Raw genomic sequence first — 15,915 nt, forward strand, 5'->3', positions numbered from 1 at the left:
ATGAAACTCGCAGTGGTGGGCGGCGGTTCCACCTACACCCCCGAGCTGATCGACGGCTTCGCCCGGCTGCGCGACACCCTGCCGGTCGGCGAGCTGGTACTGATCGACCCCGCCGCCGAGCGGCTCGGACTCATCGGCGCGCTGGCCCGGCGGATCTTCGCCCGGCAGGGCCACCCGGCCGAGGTCACCACCACCGGCGATCTCGACGCGGGCGTCGAGGGCGCCGACGCGGTCCTGCTCCAGCTGCGCGTCGGCGGCCAGGCGGCCCGGCTGGGCGACGAGACCTGGCCGCTGGAGTGCGGCTGCATCGGGCAGGAGACCACCGGCGCCGGTGGGCTCGCCAAGGCGCTGCGCACGGTCCCGGTGGTCCTCGACATCGCCGAACGGGTCCGGCGGACCAACCCCGACGCCTGGATCATCGACTTCACCAACCCGGTCGGGATCGTCACCCGGGCCCTGCTGCGGGCCGGGCACAAGGCGGTCGGACTGTGCAACGTGGCCATCGGGTTGCAGCGGAGGTTCGCGGCGCTGCTGGGCCTGGCGCCCGCCGACCTCCACCTGGACCACGTCGGCCTCAACCACCTCACGTGGGAGCTGGGGGTGCGCCGGGGTGGCCCGGCCGGGGAGGACCTCCTGCCGGGGCTGCTCGCCGACCACGGGGAGGCCGTCGCCGCCGAGCTGCGGCTGCCGCACGCGGTGCTGGACCGGCTCGGCGCGGTGCCCTCGTACTACCTGCGGTACTTCTACGCCCACGACGAGGTGGTGCGGGAGCTGGGCGGGAAGCCGTCGCGGGCCGCCGAGGTGGCCGCCATGGAACGGGAGCTGCTCGCGCTGTACGCCGACCCGGCGCTGGACGAGAAGCCGGCCCTGCTGGCCCGGCGGGGCGGGGCCTTCTACTCGGAGGCGGCCGTGGACCTGGCGGCGGCCCTGCTCGGCGACGGCAACGGCGCTGGCGCTGGCGCTGGCGGCCCGGGCAGCCCGGGCCGCCCGGGCCGCCCGTCGGCGGGCTCCGTGCAGGTGGTCAACACGCTCAACAACGGGACGCTGCCGTTCCTGCCGGACGACGCGGTCGTCGAGGTGCAGGCCCGCGTCGACCGGTCCGGGCCGGTGCCGCTGGGTGTGCCGCGGCTGGACCCGCTGTACGCCGGGCTGATCGGGCACGTGACGGCGTACGAGGACCTGGCGCTGGACGCGGCTCTGCGCGGGGGCCGGGAGCGGGTGTTCCGGGCGCTGCTGGCGCATCCGCTGGTCGGCCAGTTCGACCGGGCCGAGGGGCTGACGGACCGGCTCCTCGCGCACAACAAGGACTACCTGCCGTGGACGTGAGCAGGCCGCCCGCCGGGGTGCGGGCCGCGGTCCTCGCCATCGACGCGGGCAACAGCAAGACGGACGCGGCCCTGGTCGGCGCGGACGGCCAGGTGCTGGGCACCGGGCGCGCCGGCGGCTTCCAGCCGCAGCTCGCCGGGATCGGCGCGGCCGTGGACGTACTGGAGCAGGCCGTCGCGCAGGCCGCCGGAGCGGCCTGGCCGTCCGGGGCGGGCGGGGCCTCCGGGGCGGGCGGGGGGACGGCCGGTCTCCCGTACGCCGACACGGTCTCGGCCTGCCTGGCCGGCGCCGACTTCCCGGTGGAGGAGCAGCAGCTCGCCGACGCGATCGCGGCCCGCGGCTGGGGCGCGGCCACGCAGGTCCGCAACGACACCTTCGCGATCCTGCGGGCCGGGCTCCCGGCGGGCCGGCCGCCCCGCGGTGTCGCGGTGGTGTGCGGGGCCGGCATCAACTGCGCGGGCATGCTGCCCGACGGGCGCACCGCCCGGTTCCCGTCCGTCGGCACGATCTCCGGCGACTGGGGCGGCGGGGGCGGCCTGGCCCGGGAGGCCCTGTGGTCGGCTGCGCGGGCCGAGGACGGCCGGGGCGGGCCCACCGGGCTGGCGGCGGCGCTGCCGGGCCACTTCGGGCTGGGCTCCATGGCCGCCCTGATCGAGGCGCTGCACCTGGGGCACCTGGCGCAGCGGCGGATCCACGAGCTGGTGCCCGTGCTGTTCGAGGTGGCTGCGACCGGCGACCGGGTGGCCGCCGCCCTCGTGGAGCGGCAGGCGGAGGAGGTGGTGACCCTGGCGTACGTGGCGCTGGCCCGGCTGGACCTGCTCGCACAGGAGGTTCCGGTGCTGCTGGGCGGGGGCGTGCTCACCGCCGGGCATCCGCAGCTGGACGGGCCGATCAGAACCGGGCTCGCCGAACGGGCGCCGCTGGCCCGGGTGTCGGTGGTCGCGGCTCCGCCCGTGCTGGGGGCCGCGCTGCTGGGGCTGGAGGCTGTGGGGGCGCCGCCCGCAGCCCACGCGGAACTGCGTGCCCATTTCGGGTGAACCTGCCCGCGGCGGCCCGGCGTCTGGAACCGTGACGGGCGGGCAGACGTATCGACGGTGAAGGGGAGCGGAGAGGGCGGGGGCGCGTCGGGGGGCGCGTACGGGGCGGTTCGTGCGGGATCCGGCACCGGGTGCTGTGATCGACCGTCCTTCCGGCCATACTGCTTCGAAGCATTTCAGGCACCGAGGGGCAGCACCGAGGGGGAGGTCAGGGTGGCCATCACATCACGCGCGCACGCGCCCGGCAGCGACGCCGCCGGGCCGGCTGCGGGTCCGCCCGCGGCACCCCCGGACGGTCCGGCCCGGCCCGGTACCGCCTGGGCCGAGGGCGTGGAGCGGCTGCGTGCCGCCGCCACGACCGAGCCCGGCCGGCTGCGCATCATCGGCGCCGTACTGGCCGCACTGGTGCTCCTGTTCGGCGTGGTGACCGTGTGGGAGGTGTCCGACCGGGTCGCCGCCGCGGACGACGTGGTGGGCCGCAGCCAGCCGCTGAGCGCGGACGCGGCGAACATCTACCGTTCCCTCGCGGACGCGGACACGGCCTCCTCCAGCGGCTTCCTGGCGGGAGCGGACGAGCCGCGCGAGGTCCGCAAGCGGTACGAGGAGGACATCGCGGGCGCCTCCCGGCTGCTGGTGAGCGCGGCCGCCAACACCGCGGCGGACGAGGACTCCCGCAAGCAGATCGCCCTGCTCGGCGAACAACTGCCCCGCTACACCGGGCTCATAGAACAGGCACGGGCCACCAACAAGCAGGGGCTGCCGCTCGGCGGCGCCTACCTGCGCCACGCCAACGAGCAGATGAGCAGCCAGCTCCTGCCGGCCGCACAGCGGCTGTACGAGGCGGAGACGGGCCGGCTCCACCGCGACCACGACGACGCCCGCGCCCTGCCGCTGGCCTCGCTGGGCACCGGGCTGCTGGCGCTGGCCGCGCTGGTGTGGGCGCAGCACCGCACCTACCGGCGCACGAACCGGGTCTTCAACCACGGTCTCGTCGCGGCGACCGCCGCCTCGCTGGTGGTGCTGCTGTGGCTGGCCGTGGGGCACGGGCTGGCACGGTCGGCGCTGGCCGAGGCGCGCACGGACGGCCAGGAGTCCCTGAAGGTCCTCAACGACGCGCGGATCGCCGCGCTCCAGGCCCGCGCGAACGAGAACCTGACGCTGATCGCGCGGGGCGCCGTCCTGGCCGGGGACAACAAGTCCGACAAGTACGACGTGGACTTCGCGGCCAACATGAAGGACCTGGACGCGGGCCTGGCGAAGGCCGGGCGGCTCGCCGACGACGCCCCCGGCAGGGAGCCCGTGGCCCGCGCGGCGGACGCCGTCCGGCAGTGGAAGCAGCGGCACGCGGCGGCCCGGGAGACGGACCTGAAGGGCGACTACGAGGACGCGCTGCCCCAGGTCATCGGGGACAAGGACCACAAGGACAGCAGCGGGGCCTCGTTCGACCGGGTGGACGCCTCCCTGGAGCAGGCCCTGGCCCACGAACAGCAGGAGTTCACCCTGGCGGCCCGGGACGGGCTCGGCGCGCTGGGCGGTCTGATGACGGGTTCGGCGGCCCTGGCCGTCGTCGGCGCCGGCGCCGCCCTGCTCGGCATAGGGCGCCGGCTTTCGGAGTACAGGTGACAGCGATGCGGATACGCGTGAGCGAGGACGGAAGCGGGGACGGGCACAACCCCGGAGCCGGAGCCGGCGGCGGCCCGACCGCCGGGCGCGCCCGCACGTCCGGGGTGCGCCGCCTGGCGCGCCGGCTACGCGGCTGGGGCGGGGTCAGCGCGATGGCCGCCGCCTGCGCGGTGACGGCGGCGACGGTCCTGCTGCCGCTGGCCCAGGCGTCCCCGGACGGCGGCCGCCCGGCCGTCGTCAGCGCGCCGGACGCGGTGCCGGCCGCCCCGCAGACGCCCTGGACGCTCACCGACACCTGCCCGGACCCGGAGGCCAGCCTGCGCCCGTCCGGCGTGGACGGGCCCACGATCGAACGGATCCGCAAGGCGGGCAAGCTCGTCGCGGGCATCGACCAGAACAGCTTCAAGTGGGGGTACCGCAACCCGGTCGACGGCCGCCTCGACGGCTTCGACATCGCCCTGGTCAAGGCGATCGCCAAGGACATCCTGGGCGACGAGGACGCCGTCATCTACCGGGCGATCCCCACCAGCCAGCGCATCCCGGCGCTGCAGGACGGCCGCGTCGACGTCGTGGTCCGCACCATGACGATCAACTGCAAGCGGCTGGAGGACGTCGCCTTCTCGACCGCCTACTTCGAGGCCGGGCAGCAGGTGCTGGCTCCCAAGGGCTCGCCGATCACCGGCTACAACACCTCGCTGAAGGGCCGCAGGATCTGCACGGCCGCGGGCTCCACCGCCGAGGCCGCCCTGAAGGGCCAGTCGTACGGTGCGGTGCCGGTCCTCGTGCCCAACCAGCTGGACTGCCTGGTCCGGCTGCAACTGGGCGAGGTGGACGGCATCATCACCGACAACGCGCTGGCGGCCGGGCAGGCCGCGCAGGACCCGTCGGTGCGGCTCGTCGGCGCCCCGTTCACCAAGGAGTTCTACGGGGTGGCCATGAACAAGGAGGCCACCGACCTGGTGCGGCGGGTCAACAAGGTGCTGGAGGGCTACCGCGCCGGCGGTGACGGCAGCCCCTGGATGCAGGCCTACACCGCGCACCTCAAGCCGGTGCTGCCCGGTGTGGCCGGGCCGCCCGCGCCCAAGTACCGGGACTGAGACCGGTGGCGCAAGGGAAACCCGACGGCAGGAAGGCGGAGGCGGGTCAGGTGGAGGCTGGTTCGGCCGTGATGAACCGGGACGACGTCGACCGCGCCCTGGCCCGGCTCGGCGCGGAGCACGAGGCCGTGGAGACCTCGTTGCTCGCCCTCCAGGACCACGCCGGGCGCCGGCTGCTGGAGGGGGCCGACCTGACCGGGGTCACCCAGGAGCGGTGGGCGGCCGCCGATGCCGCCATCACCCGGCTGTGGACGTACTTCGACGCCTACAGCGGGGCGCTGAACGCGGCCCGCGAGATAAGGGAGCGGCGCCGCTGGCCCGCCCGCGAGGAGCTGGTCGAGCTGACCGAGCGGCTGCGCGGGCCCGGCGTGCTGATCGCCGGGGCCGGGGCGGAGGGCGCGGCCATGGCGGAGCGGCTCTCCCTCGCCGAGCTGGTGGCCCGGATGAACGAGCTGTACGCGAGCTCGCTGGACGTGGTGGTGGCCGCCGACGCGGTGTGGACGGCGCTGCCCGCCCGGATCGACCTGCTCTCCGCGGAGCTGCGCCGCACCCGCTCCCTCGCCCACTCGGTGGGGGTCCGCCCGGGCGAACACCCCTCGGGTGACGACCTGGAGGCCATCACCGCCGAACTGGCCGGGCTCCGCGCCCGGGTCATCGCCGACCCACTGGCGTTCTGGCAGCCCGCTGCGGGCAGCTCGGCGCCCGGCGGCGGCCGTCCGGACACCGCCCGCTACGACCGGGCCGCGCTCGCGCTGGAGGACGTACGCCGGGAGATCGAGGCGGTGCTGGCCGTCCGGCAGGACGCCGAGCAGCGGCTGATCAGCCTGCGGGACGTGCTCTCGCGGGCCGACCGCACCCTCGCGGAGGCGCGCGCCGCCCGGACCGAGGTGCTCGCGAAGATCGCGGCATCGGAGGTTCCGGTGGTGAGCGGGCCGCCGACCGCACTGCAGGAGCAGCTGGCCCTCGCGTCCGACCACCGGCGCAACTCCCGCTGGCACCGGCTCTCGCCGCTGCTGGAGGCGCTGGAGGTGCGGGCCGAGGAGGAACTGCGACGGGCCCGCGACTCGTTGACCGCGGTGACGGCACCGCTGGCGGTGCGGGCCGAGCTGCGCGGCCGGCTGGACGCGTACCGTGCGAAGGTGGCCCGGCACGGGCTGGCGGAGGACCCGCTGCTGGTGGAGCGGTACGACGCGGCCCGGCGGATGCTGTGGAGCGCCCCGTGCGACCTGCGGGTCGCCGAACAGGCCGTGCTGCGCTACCAGCAGGCGGCCGCCGAGTCACTGGCACCGCAGCAGGACCGGCCCGCAGGGCCGGGTGAGGAGGAGGCATGAGCCTGGCCGGAACCGCGTGCACGCGCCCCGGCTGCCCGGGGGCGTACGAGGACATGGGCGGCGGCGTGCCGTACTGCGACACCTGCGGTCTGGCACCCGTCGGCTCCGTCGCGGCCGGCGCGGAGGAGCTGGTGTCGCCGCCGACCGGGATGACGAGCCCGGCGCGGCAGGCCGACCCGCGGGGTTCGCAGGGCTCGGGCCGGCCGGGGGCGTCGTCGAACTCGTCCTCGGCACGCTCCTCCCGCTCCTCCCGCTCCTCCGGGTCCTCGCGGTCCTCGCGTTCCTCCCGGTCGTCGCGCTCCTCGTCCTCGCGGCGCTCCGTGTCGGGCCGGCTGCCCGGGGTCGTGTCCACCCGCTCGGTGTCGGTGCGCAGTTCGGGCTCCTCGGCCGGCTCCTCGGGCCGCAGCAGGCTCGGGGCCGGGTTGGTCAACGTACCGGAGGTGCCGCGCCCGGACCCGTCGACGGCGGTGCTGCAGAACCCGGAGGTGCCGGAGCGCAAGCGGTTCTGCTCGCGGTCGGACTGCGGGGCTCCCGTGGGTCGGGCCCGCGGGGACCGGCCCGGCCGGACCGAGGGGTTCTGCACCAAGTGCGGGCACCCGTACTCCTTCGTTCCCAAGCTCCGTCCGGGGGACGTCGTGCACGGCCAGTACGAGGTGGCGGGCTGCCTCGCGCACGGCGGCCTCGGCTGGGTGTACCTGGCGGTGGACCGGGCCGTCGCCGACCGGTGGGTGGTGCTCAAGGGCCTGCTGGACACCGGGGACCAGGACGCGATGGCCGCCGCCATATCGGAGCGGCGCTTCCTCGCCGAGATCGAACACTCCAACATCGTCCGGATCTACAACTTCGTGGAGCACCTGGACCAGCGGACCGGTTCGCTGGACGGGTACATCGTCATGGAGTACGTCGGCGGCAAGTCGCTGAAGGAGATCGCGAACGACCGGCGCCGGCCCGACGGCCGCCGCGACCCGCTGCCGGTCGAACAGGCCTGCGCATACGGGATCGAGGCGCTGGAGGCCCTCGGGCACCTGCACAGCCGCAACCTCCTGTACTGCGACTTCAAGGTCGACAACGCGATCCAGCAGCAGGACCAGCTGAAGCTGATCGACATGGGCGCGGTGCGCCGGATGGACGACGACCAGTCGGCCATCTACGGCACGCTCGGCTACCAGGCGCCGGAGGTGGCCGAGCTCGGCCCGTCCGTCGCCTCCGACCTGTACACGGTGGCGCGCACCCTGGCCGTCCTCACCTTCGACTTCCAGGGCTACACGAACGTCTTCGCGGACTCCCTGCCGGATCCCGAGCACATCGAGGTGTTCCAGCGGTACGAGTCGTTCTACCGGCTGCTGGTGCGGGCCACCGATCCGGACCCGGACCGGCGGTTCTCGTCCGCGCAGGAGATGGCGGACCAGCTGACGGGCGTGCTGCGCGAGGTCGTCGCCCTCCAGACGGGCACGCCGCGGCCGCAGCTGTCCACGCTGTTCGGGCCCGAGACCCGGGTTCCGGACACGCGGCTGTTCGCGGACCTGGCCGGAGCGGAGGTGTCCCGGCTGGGCGTCCGGGAGCTGGCGGGGCGCGGGGCCGGTGCAGGCAGCTGGGCCTCGCGGCTCGGCAGGACGGGCCGGGGCGGCGGCGGGGGCGGCCGGGCCCGCAGAACCGGAGCCGCCCCTGCGGTGACGGGAGCAGCCGCCGGCGCGGTGCCGGCAGGAGCTCCCGCGCCGGGTTCCGGGGTCGCGGCGGCACCGCTGGGCTCCGAGGCGACCCGCCGGAGCGGTGGCCCCGCCGCGTCCGTGTTCGTGCCCGCGCCGCGGCAGGAACCGGCGCCCGCTCCTGCACCTGCCCCCGCGCAGACGCAGGTGCCGGAGCAGGCGCTGCTCGCGCCCACCCGGCTGGCGCCGCTCGACGCCCGGGACATGGCGCTGGCGCTGCCCGTGCCGCTGGTCGACGCGGGGGACCCCAATGCCGGGTTCCTGGCCGGGCTGCTCGCGTCCGCGCCGGCCGACCTGCTGACCGCCCTGGGGTCGGCGCCCGCCGACTCGGCCGAACTGCGGCTGCGGGAGCTGCGGGCGCACCTGGAACGGGGTGAACTGGGCTCCGCGGGAGCCGTCCTGACCGACCTGGAGGCCCGCCACCCGGACGACTGGCGGGTCGTCTGGGCCCGCGGCATCGCCTCGCTGGCCGCCGGCGACGACGCCGTGGCCGCACTGTCCTTCGACGCCATCTACGACGCCTTCCCCGGCGAGCCCGCGCCGAAGCTGGCGCTCGGCCTGTGCGCCGAGGTCCTGGGACAGCTGGACAACGCCGCCGAGTACTACCGGCTCGTCTGGATCACCGACCCGGGGTTCGTGAGCGCGGCCTTCGGGCTGGCCCGGGTCCAGCTGGCCAGTGGCGACCGGGATGCGGCGGTGCGCACGCTGGAATCCGTGCCGGAGTCGTCCATCCACTACACCGCCGCACGGGTGGCAGCCGTACGGGCACGTCTGCGCGACCGGTCTCCCGGGCAGGCCCTGCTACCTGACTTGACGGCAGCTGCCGTGCAGGTGGAGGCACTTGAGCGGCTCGGTCTGGACGCGGTGCGCCACGAACGGCTGTCGACCGAGGTTCTGGGCTTGGCCCTGGACTGGGTACTGTCGGGTAGCCGGGGCAGTGACCCCGGTCGCACCACGCTGCTCGGCAGTCAACTGGACGAGCAGGGCCTGCGCTTCGGCCTGGAGCGCTCGTACCGCGTTCTCGCGCGGCTGGCGCAGCGGGGCGAGGACAGGATCGAACTGGTGGAGCGGGCCAACCGTTTCCGCCCCCGGACGTGGGTGTGATTGATGTCGATGCATCGGCCGTCTGGCTGCCCCAGCTGCGCGGAACCCCTGGAGGAAGGGGACCGTTTCTGCGGTGTCTGCGGGTCCCCCGTCAGCGCGTTCCCTCCTCCGCTGCCCCCGGACCAGCCCACCCTCGCCCTCCCGGCCCCGAGCCCGGCCCCGAGCCCGGCGCCGGCCGGAGCCCCCGGCGGCCAGTGGCACCCGGCCCCGCCGCCCGCGGGCGGACCCGTCGCGCTGCCTGCGGCGGTGCCGGCTCCCGCCGCCGCCCGGGAACCCTCGGCGGGCTCGGCGGCACCGGCCGCGGACGGGTATCCCCTCGCGGGTCCGGAGCCCGGGTGGGGCGGAGCCGCAGCCGCGGCCCCGGCCCCCTGGTCCGCTCCGGCGGGCCGGGCGCCGCAGGGCGCGGTGTCCGGCGGCGAGACCCGGCACGACCGCCCGGGCGGCGGTACGCACTGGGGCGCGGACGAAGCCCCGTACGGCAGCGCTCCCGCCGGCCGGGAGAACCCGTACGGCGCCCGGGCGGCGGCCGGACACGAGTCCCGGCACACCGGCGCCCCCGCCGGGCACGAAGACCCCTACGCGGCGGCCCCGCCGGCGCCGGAGCCCGGGTACGCCGGCACCCCCCAGGGCCTGGAGGGCCCGTACGGCGCTCCCGCGGCGGGCGGCGAGCCCCCGCAGGGCAGCGGCCACGTCGTGTACGACGCCCCGTACGGCCCGAGCTCCCCGCAGGGGACCGGCGTCCCGCAGGCGGCCGGCGGGAAGACGTGCGTCGCCTGTCGGGCCGGCCGGGTGGACACCGACGGGTACTGCGAGCACTGCGGGCACGCCCAGCCCCGGGAGCGGGACCACGTCGAGGAGGCGCTGGGCAGCGTGGCCGCCGTCAGCGACCGCGGGCTGCGCCACCACCGCAACGAGGACTCGTTCGCGGTGGCGGCCACCGCCCTGGCCGACGGCTCCACCGCCACCGTGGCCATCGTCTGCGACGGCGTCTCCTCCGCCAGCCGCCCCGACGACGCGTCGGCCGCGGCGGCCGCCGCGGCCAGCGAGGCCCTGCTGGACGCCCTCCCCCGCGGCACCCACCCCCAGGAGGGCATGCACGAGGCCATCCTGGCCGCGGCGGCCGCGGTGACCGCCCTGGCCCCGGAGGTCCCGGGCGCCCAGAACGCCCCGGCCTGCACGCTGGTCGGCGCGGTCGTCTGCGGCGGACTGCTGACCATCGGCTGGGTCGGCGACAGCCGCGCTTACTGGGTGCCGGACGACCGCAGCGCGCTGCCCCGCCGTCTGACCGAGGACGACTCCTGGGCCGCCCAGATGGTCGCGGCGGGGCTGATGGGCGAGGCCGAGGCGTACGCCGACGTCCGCGCGCACGCCATCACCGGCTGGCTGGGGGCCGACGCGTACGACCTGGAGCCGCACACGGCCACCTTCAAGCCGGACCACGGGGGCGTCGTGGTCGTCTGCACGGACGGCCTGTGGAACTACGCCGAGTCCGCGCTGGAGATGGCCCGGGTCCTGCCCGCGGACGCCGCGTTCCGGCCCCTGCACAGCGCACAGGTCCTGGTGGGGCACGCCCTCGACGGCGGCGGCCACGACAACGTGACCGTGGCCGTGGTGCCGTTCGCGGCGCCGCCCGGCGAAGAGCCGGAGGCCAGCTCGGCCGGCACCGCGCGCACGGGCTCGGGCGTGGCCACGGGCACGGGCACGGGCACAGCCAGGGACGCACGCACCGAAGCAGAACCCGAAGCGGAAGCGGAGGCGGCACGCCCGCAGGCCTGACCGGACCTGCCGGACCTGCCGGACCTGCCCGCCCGACCGGGCCGGACCGGACCGGGCTTGACCCGCCCGGGCCGGAGCCGCCCCGCTCCCCCACCCCCTGCTCTAGGAGTCCCCCCGATGGCGAACTTCGCCAAGCCGAGCGCCCCGCGCTTCAGCGTGGAGGTGTACCAGAACGAGTTCCTTCCCGAGGGCGGGCGCGAGGTCCACGCCATCGTCACGGTGACCTCCACCGGCGGCGCCACCGCCACCCGCGCGGCGGCCGCCCGCGGCCCGGCAGCCGTTGTGATCATGGTCGACTGCTCGGGGTCCATGGAGTACCCGCCGGAGAAGATGCGCGGCGCCCGCGAGGCCACCGCCGCCGCGATCGACACCCTGCGCGACGGCACCTCGTTCGCCGTCATCGCCGGGAACCACGCGGCCAAGGAGGTCTACCCCGGCCGGGGCCGCCTCGCCCCCGCCGACCCGGTCACCCGCGCGGAGGCCAAGGAGGCCCTGCGCGGCCTCGAAGCGGGCGGCGGCACCGCCATCGGCACCTGGCTGCGTCTCGCCGACGGCCTGCTGCGCGGGTCCACGGCCCCCATCCGGCACGGCATCCTGCTGACCGACGGCCGCAACGAGCACGAGGATCCGGCCGTGCTGCGCGCCACCCTCGACGCCTGCGCGGGCCGCTTCACCTGCGACGCCCGCGGGGTGGGCACCGACTGGGAGGTCCAGGAGGTCACGGGCATCGCGAGCGCGCTGCTCGGGTCCGCCGACATCGTGGCCGATCCGGCGCACCTCACCGAGGACTTCACGCGCATGATGGAGAAGGTCATGGGCAAGGAGGTCGCGGACGTGGCACTGCGGCTGTGGACCCCGGTCGGTGCGGAGATCCAGTACGTCAAGCAGGTCGCGCCCGCCGTCCAGGACCTCACCGGCCGCCGCACCGGCGCCGGCCCGCGCGCCGGGGACTACCCCACGGGCTCCTGGGGCGACGAGTGCCGCGAGTACCACGTGTGCGTGCACGTGCCGCCCGCGGCGGTGGGGCAGGAGATGCTGGCGGCCCGGGCCTCGATGGTCCTGCCGGGACCGCCGGGCGGGCAGCCGACCGTGCTCGGCCAGGGCCTGGTCCGGGCGGTGTGGACCTCCGATCCGGCCGCCTCCACCGCCATCCACCCGCAGGTCGCGCACTACACGGGACAGGCGGAGCTGGCGCAGGCTATCCAACAGGGCCTCCAAGCACGCAAACTGGGCGATGTCGGCGGGGCCACGGCCAAGCTGGGGCGAGCGGTACAGCTGGCGAGCGTTTCCGGGAACGCGGACACGGCCAGATTGCTCGCGAAGGTGGTGGATGTGGTCGACGCCGCGGCGGGTACTGTGCGGCTGAAGGCGAAGGTCGCGGATGCCGACGAGATGACCCTTGAAACGCGTTCGATCCAGACCGTCCGAGTGAAGAAGATCTGAGAAGACCTGAGCAGGCCTGACGTGACGACGCAGGCTGAAGGGGGAAGAGCCGCCATGCCGACCTGCCCGAACGGGCACCAGTCCGCCTCCGACGACTGGTGCGAGGTCTGCGGCCACCGCATGTCTCCGGCCCAGGGCTCGCCCGCCACGTCCACCGCGTCCGCCGCGCCCGCCGCGCCCTCCTACGGTTACGGCTACCCTCCCACGACGGGTGAGCCGACCGCCCAGGCCGAGCTCTGCCCGCAGTGTCGGGCCCCGCGCGAGGCGATGGCGCCGTTCTGCGAGGAGTGCCGGTACAACTTCCTGACGCGGTCGGCGACCTCGTACTCCCCGCTCGGGCAGGAGGCGGGGGCCGCCGCCGTGCCGCCGCCCCCTCGGCCGGTCCCCGCGCCGGCGCCCTTCCCGCAGGACCCCTTCGACTACCAGGGCTCGCGGCCGTCCCGGGTGAACCGGCCGGCCGAGCCGCTACAGCGGGAGGACGACTGGCTGCTGCAGCCGCCGTCGCACGAGCAGCAGCAGGCTCCGCAGCAGTACCGGCAGCCGGAGTACCAGCAGCAGCACGCGTACCAGCGGCCCCACCAGCCGCAGCACTCGTCGCCCCAGCAGCACCAGCCGCACCAACCGCAGCACCAGTCCCAGCCGCAGCCGCACCCGTCGCAGCCCTTCCCGATGCAGGGCGGCGGCTCCTGGACCGCGACGATCGGACCCGACCGCTCGTACTTCCTGGCGATGATGCAGCGCAGCGGCCCCGAGGCGGCCGCCCTCAGCCTGCCCGCCTACTCCCCGGAGCAGCACCTTCCGCTCACCGGCGGCCAGATCACCATCGGCCGCCGCCGTGCCTCCACGGGCGAGTCCCCCGACATCGACCTGTCCGTGCCGCCGGAGGACCCGGGCGTCTCCCACCAGCACGCGGTGCTCGTCCAGCAGCCCGACCTGAGCTGGGCGGTGGTGGACCAGAACTCCACCAACGGCACCACCATCAACGGTGGCGAGGACCCGATCCAGCCCTACGTGCCGGTCCCGCTCTCCGACGGCGACCGCGTCCACGTCGGCGCCTGGACCACGATCACCATCCGCCGGGGCTGACCCCGGCCGCATCGGTTCCCTCCGCCTCCCCCAGGGGCCACACGTAGGGGCCCTGGGGGTCGTCGAGCCACGACCACTGCCCCTCGGCGCTGACCGTCACCCCGAAGCGTTCCCGGGCCGGCCGGCCCTCGCCGCGCCACAGGTCCAGCGCCTCGCGGGGGTGCAAGGCGCCGGCGGTCAGCATCAGCATGAACTGGAACCGCTCGTTCTCCACCAGTTCGTACGGAAGCCCGTGCGCGGTCCACGCCCCCGCCCCGGACGCGGCTCCCGGCTCGGCCCCCGGGGCGGCCGCCTCCGCGGCCGCGGCCCCGCGCAGCGGGACGAAGTACGCCGCGGCGTGCAGGAAGCGGCCCTCCGCGAATTCGGCGTCCCGTACGCGCAGCGCGATCAGGCCGGTCGACAACGGGGCCAGGATCCGCGCCCCCGGCCGACACTGGCCCAGCCAGGCGTGCGGGATCGTCGGCAGCGTGCAGGTCACCAGGATCCGGTCGAACGGCGCCCGGGCGGGGCAGCCGCGCGCCCCGTCGCCGGTGACCACCGCCGGCCGGTAGCCGAGCCGGGCCAGATGGGACCGGGCGGACTCGGTGATCTCCTCGTCCAGGTCGACGGTGGTGACGTGGTCGTCGCCGAGGCGGTGGCAGAGCAGGGCCGCGTTGTAGCCGGTGCCCGTGCCGATCTCCAGCACGTCGTCCCCGTCCCGCACGTCCAGCGCGTCGAGCATCTTCGCCATCAGGGACGGCTGGCTGCTGGAGGACACCAGCTCGCCGTCGCGCAGCCGGGTCGCGAGCGGCGCGTCCGTGTAGACCCCGCGCAGCCAGCGGGCCCGGCGGGCCGGGTCCGGGTCCTCGCCCCACAGCCGCTCGTGCCCGGCCCCCCGGCCGGTGAAGAACCAGGGGACGAAGACGTGCCGGGGCACCGCCGCGAACGCCGCCCGCCAGGCCGGGTCCGCCAGCACCCCGGCAGCGGTCAGCTCGCGCACCTGGGCGGCGTGCGCGGTGGCCAGCAGGTCCCGCGCCCCGGTGTGCGCGGACCGCGCGGACCGTGGGGAATGTGCGCCCATGGCTCCACTGTCCTGCGGTGGCCCCCGGGAGGCGAACCGTGGTCCGCCGCCGGTCCACCCCGGGTCCGCAGCGGGCCCGGGCGTGGTCCTAAGACCTCCGTCCTCCGTCCGGGCGTCTGAGACGATGGTCGGGTGAATGAGATTCCGCGGGACACGCTTCAGGAGCAGACCTTCTACGAGCAGGTGGGCGGCGAGGAGACCTTCCGCCGTCTGGTCCGGCGCTTCTACGAGGGCGTGGCGCAGGACCCGCTGCTGCGCCCGATGTACCCGGAGGAGGACCTGGGGCCGGCCGAGGAGCGGTTCGCACTGTTCCTGATGCAGTACTGGGGCGGTCCGACCACCTACAGCGAGAACCGGGGCCACCCCCGGCTGCGGATGCGGCACGCCCCCTTCCAGGTGGACCGGGCCGCGCACGACGCCTGGCTGCGCCACATGCGCGAGGCCGTCGACGAGCTGGACCTGGCGCCCGAGCTGGAGGCGCAGCTGTGGCGCTACCTGACGTACGCCGCGGCCTCGATGATCAACTCCGGGGACTAGTCGGCCCCCGCCTCCCCGCGCAGGTGCCGGCGCAGGTGCCCGTGCCGGGCCGGCGCCGCGTTGTGCACGGCTCCGTGCAAGCGGCCGTACAACAGCCCTCGTAGGAGCGTCCGCGCCAGGTCCGTACGGGGCACGGGTGCACGCCGCGCGGTACGCGGCGTCCCCTCCCGGGAACCTCTTCGCCGGACCCTGCCGACGGAGATTGGAGGTCCCATGTCCCAGGAGACGGACGAAGCCGTGACTCCGAAGACCGATGCGGACGAAGCGGCCCTGGAGCGTGCTCTCACAGCGGGCCGGTCCGGCGCTCCCCCCGGCCGGACGGACAACGGCAGCCCTGCAGGGGCTCTGACCCGGTCCGACGGAAGCCCCGCTGCCCGCAGGCAGCCGGGCGGGGAGTAGGAGGCAACGCGATGGCGCTGAGGTTCAAGAACAACTACGAGCGCGAGATCTGGGCGATGGTCGAGCGCTACCAGCCCAACTGCTCCTCGAGCAGCGACTGGTTCAAGGAGGGCTGGTGGAAGATCGCACCCCAGCAGAGCATCGTCGTCTACGGCGGTGACGCCCGCGCCGTGAACCCGATCTGGTACTGCTACGCCTACTCGGAGGACGGCGTCGAGTGGCGGGACAAGTACCAGGAGTCGGTCCCGCCCCGGATCTTCGAGTGGTGTTCGAACGTCACTGACTCGACCTGCCGGACGATCCACATGCTGGAGATGACGGTGACCCACCCGAACTACACGTTCAACTTCAACCCGCCGGCCTGACCGGACCGTGCCGGCCCGGCCGGCC

Annotated in this window: 12 protein-coding genes; 11 read left to right on the forward strand and 1 reads right to left on the reverse strand. The window is 75.3% G+C overall.

The features are described from left to right. The 9 genes from ACFVGY_RS27785 to ACFVGY_RS27825 all read left to right on the forward strand — a co-directional run bounded on the left by ACFVGY_RS27785 (nucleotide 1) and on the right by ACFVGY_RS27825 (nucleotide 13,529). On the forward strand, nucleotides 1-1,326 hold the full coding sequence (locus ACFVGY_RS27785; protein WP_385681979.1) for a 6-phospho-beta-glucosidase: 1,326 nt from the start codon (nucleotides 1-3) through the stop codon (nucleotides 1,324-1,326). Then, nucleotides 1,317-2,363 (forward strand): N-acetylglucosamine kinase, encoded by a 1,047-nt coding sequence (locus ACFVGY_RS27790; RefSeq protein WP_385681915.1) that lies wholly within the window; start codon nucleotides 1,317-1,319, stop codon nucleotides 2,361-2,363. The genes ACFVGY_RS27785 and ACFVGY_RS27790 overlap by 10 nt, the downstream gene beginning before the upstream one ends. 330 nt (nucleotides 2,364-2,693) lie before the next feature. Then, nucleotides 2,694-3,986, forward strand: coding sequence for a hypothetical protein (locus ACFVGY_RS27795; protein ID WP_385681981.1), 1,293 nt, complete (start codon nucleotides 2,694-2,696; stop codon nucleotides 3,984-3,986). Between the two features lie 152 nt (nucleotides 3,987-4,138). Next, the gene (locus ACFVGY_RS27800; RefSeq protein ID WP_385681983.1) at nucleotides 4,139-5,083 is read left to right on the forward strand and encodes a glutamate ABC transporter substrate-binding protein; all 945 of its coding nucleotides are present in this window, start codon (nucleotides 4,139-4,141) and stop codon (nucleotides 5,081-5,083) included. 71 nt (nucleotides 5,084-5,154) lie between these two features. Beyond that, nucleotides 5,155-6,414 (forward strand): hypothetical protein, encoded by a 1,260-nt coding sequence (locus ACFVGY_RS27805; protein ID WP_385681985.1) that lies wholly within the window; start codon nucleotides 5,155-5,157, stop codon nucleotides 6,412-6,414. Next, nucleotides 6,411-9,224 carry a tetratricopeptide repeat protein gene (locus ACFVGY_RS27810; RefSeq protein WP_385681917.1) on the forward strand — a complete coding sequence of 938 codons (2,814 nt, stop codon included), beginning with the start codon at nucleotides 6,411-6,413 and terminating at the stop codon, nucleotides 9,222-9,224. Before ACFVGY_RS27805 ends, ACFVGY_RS27810 begins: the two co-directional genes overlap by 4 nt. A 246-nt stretch (nucleotides 9,225-9,470) precedes the next feature. Beyond that, nucleotides 9,471-11,000, forward strand: coding sequence for a PP2C family protein-serine/threonine phosphatase (locus ACFVGY_RS27815; RefSeq protein WP_385681919.1), 1,530 nt, complete (start codon nucleotides 9,471-9,473; stop codon nucleotides 10,998-11,000). Nucleotides 11,001-11,117: 117 nt separating this feature from the next. Further along, nucleotides 11,118-12,443 (forward strand): VWA domain-containing protein, encoded by a 1,326-nt coding sequence (locus tag ACFVGY_RS27820; RefSeq protein ID WP_385681921.1) that lies wholly within the window; start codon nucleotides 11,118-11,120, stop codon nucleotides 12,441-12,443. Nucleotides 12,444-12,497: 54 nt separating this feature from the next. Further along, nucleotides 12,498-13,529 carry an FHA domain-containing protein gene (locus tag ACFVGY_RS27825; RefSeq protein WP_385681923.1) on the forward strand — a complete coding sequence of 344 codons (1,032 nt, stop codon included), beginning with the start codon at nucleotides 12,498-12,500 and terminating at the stop codon, nucleotides 13,527-13,529. Here the strand turns inward: ACFVGY_RS27825 and ACFVGY_RS27830 are convergent. Continuing rightward, nucleotides 13,510-14,589, reverse strand: a complete 1,080-nt coding sequence (locus ACFVGY_RS27830) for a methyltransferase domain-containing protein (RefSeq protein WP_385681925.1) — start codon at nucleotides 14,587-14,589, stop codon at nucleotides 13,510-13,512. The two genes, ACFVGY_RS27825 and ACFVGY_RS27830, sit on opposite strands and share 20 nt — an antisense overlap. A 132-nt stretch (nucleotides 14,590-14,721) precedes the next feature. Between ACFVGY_RS27830 and ACFVGY_RS27835 the strand changes: the two genes are divergently transcribed. Continuing rightward, nucleotides 14,722-15,126 carry a globin gene (locus tag ACFVGY_RS27835; RefSeq protein ID WP_385681927.1) on the forward strand — a complete coding sequence of 135 codons (405 nt, stop codon included), beginning with the start codon at nucleotides 14,722-14,724 and terminating at the stop codon, nucleotides 15,124-15,126. A gap of 410 nt (nucleotides 15,127-15,536) precedes the next feature. Further along, nucleotides 15,537-15,890 (forward strand): hypothetical protein, encoded by a 354-nt coding sequence (locus ACFVGY_RS27840; protein WP_385681929.1) that lies wholly within the window; start codon nucleotides 15,537-15,539, stop codon nucleotides 15,888-15,890. Nucleotides 15,891-15,915: the final 25 nt, after the last annotated feature.

Origin of the sequence: Streptomyces sp. NPDC127106 (assembly GCF_042677605.1) — a bacterium.
In the GTDB taxonomy this organism is placed as follows: Bacteria; Actinomycetota; Actinomycetes; order Streptomycetales; family Streptomycetaceae; genus Streptomyces.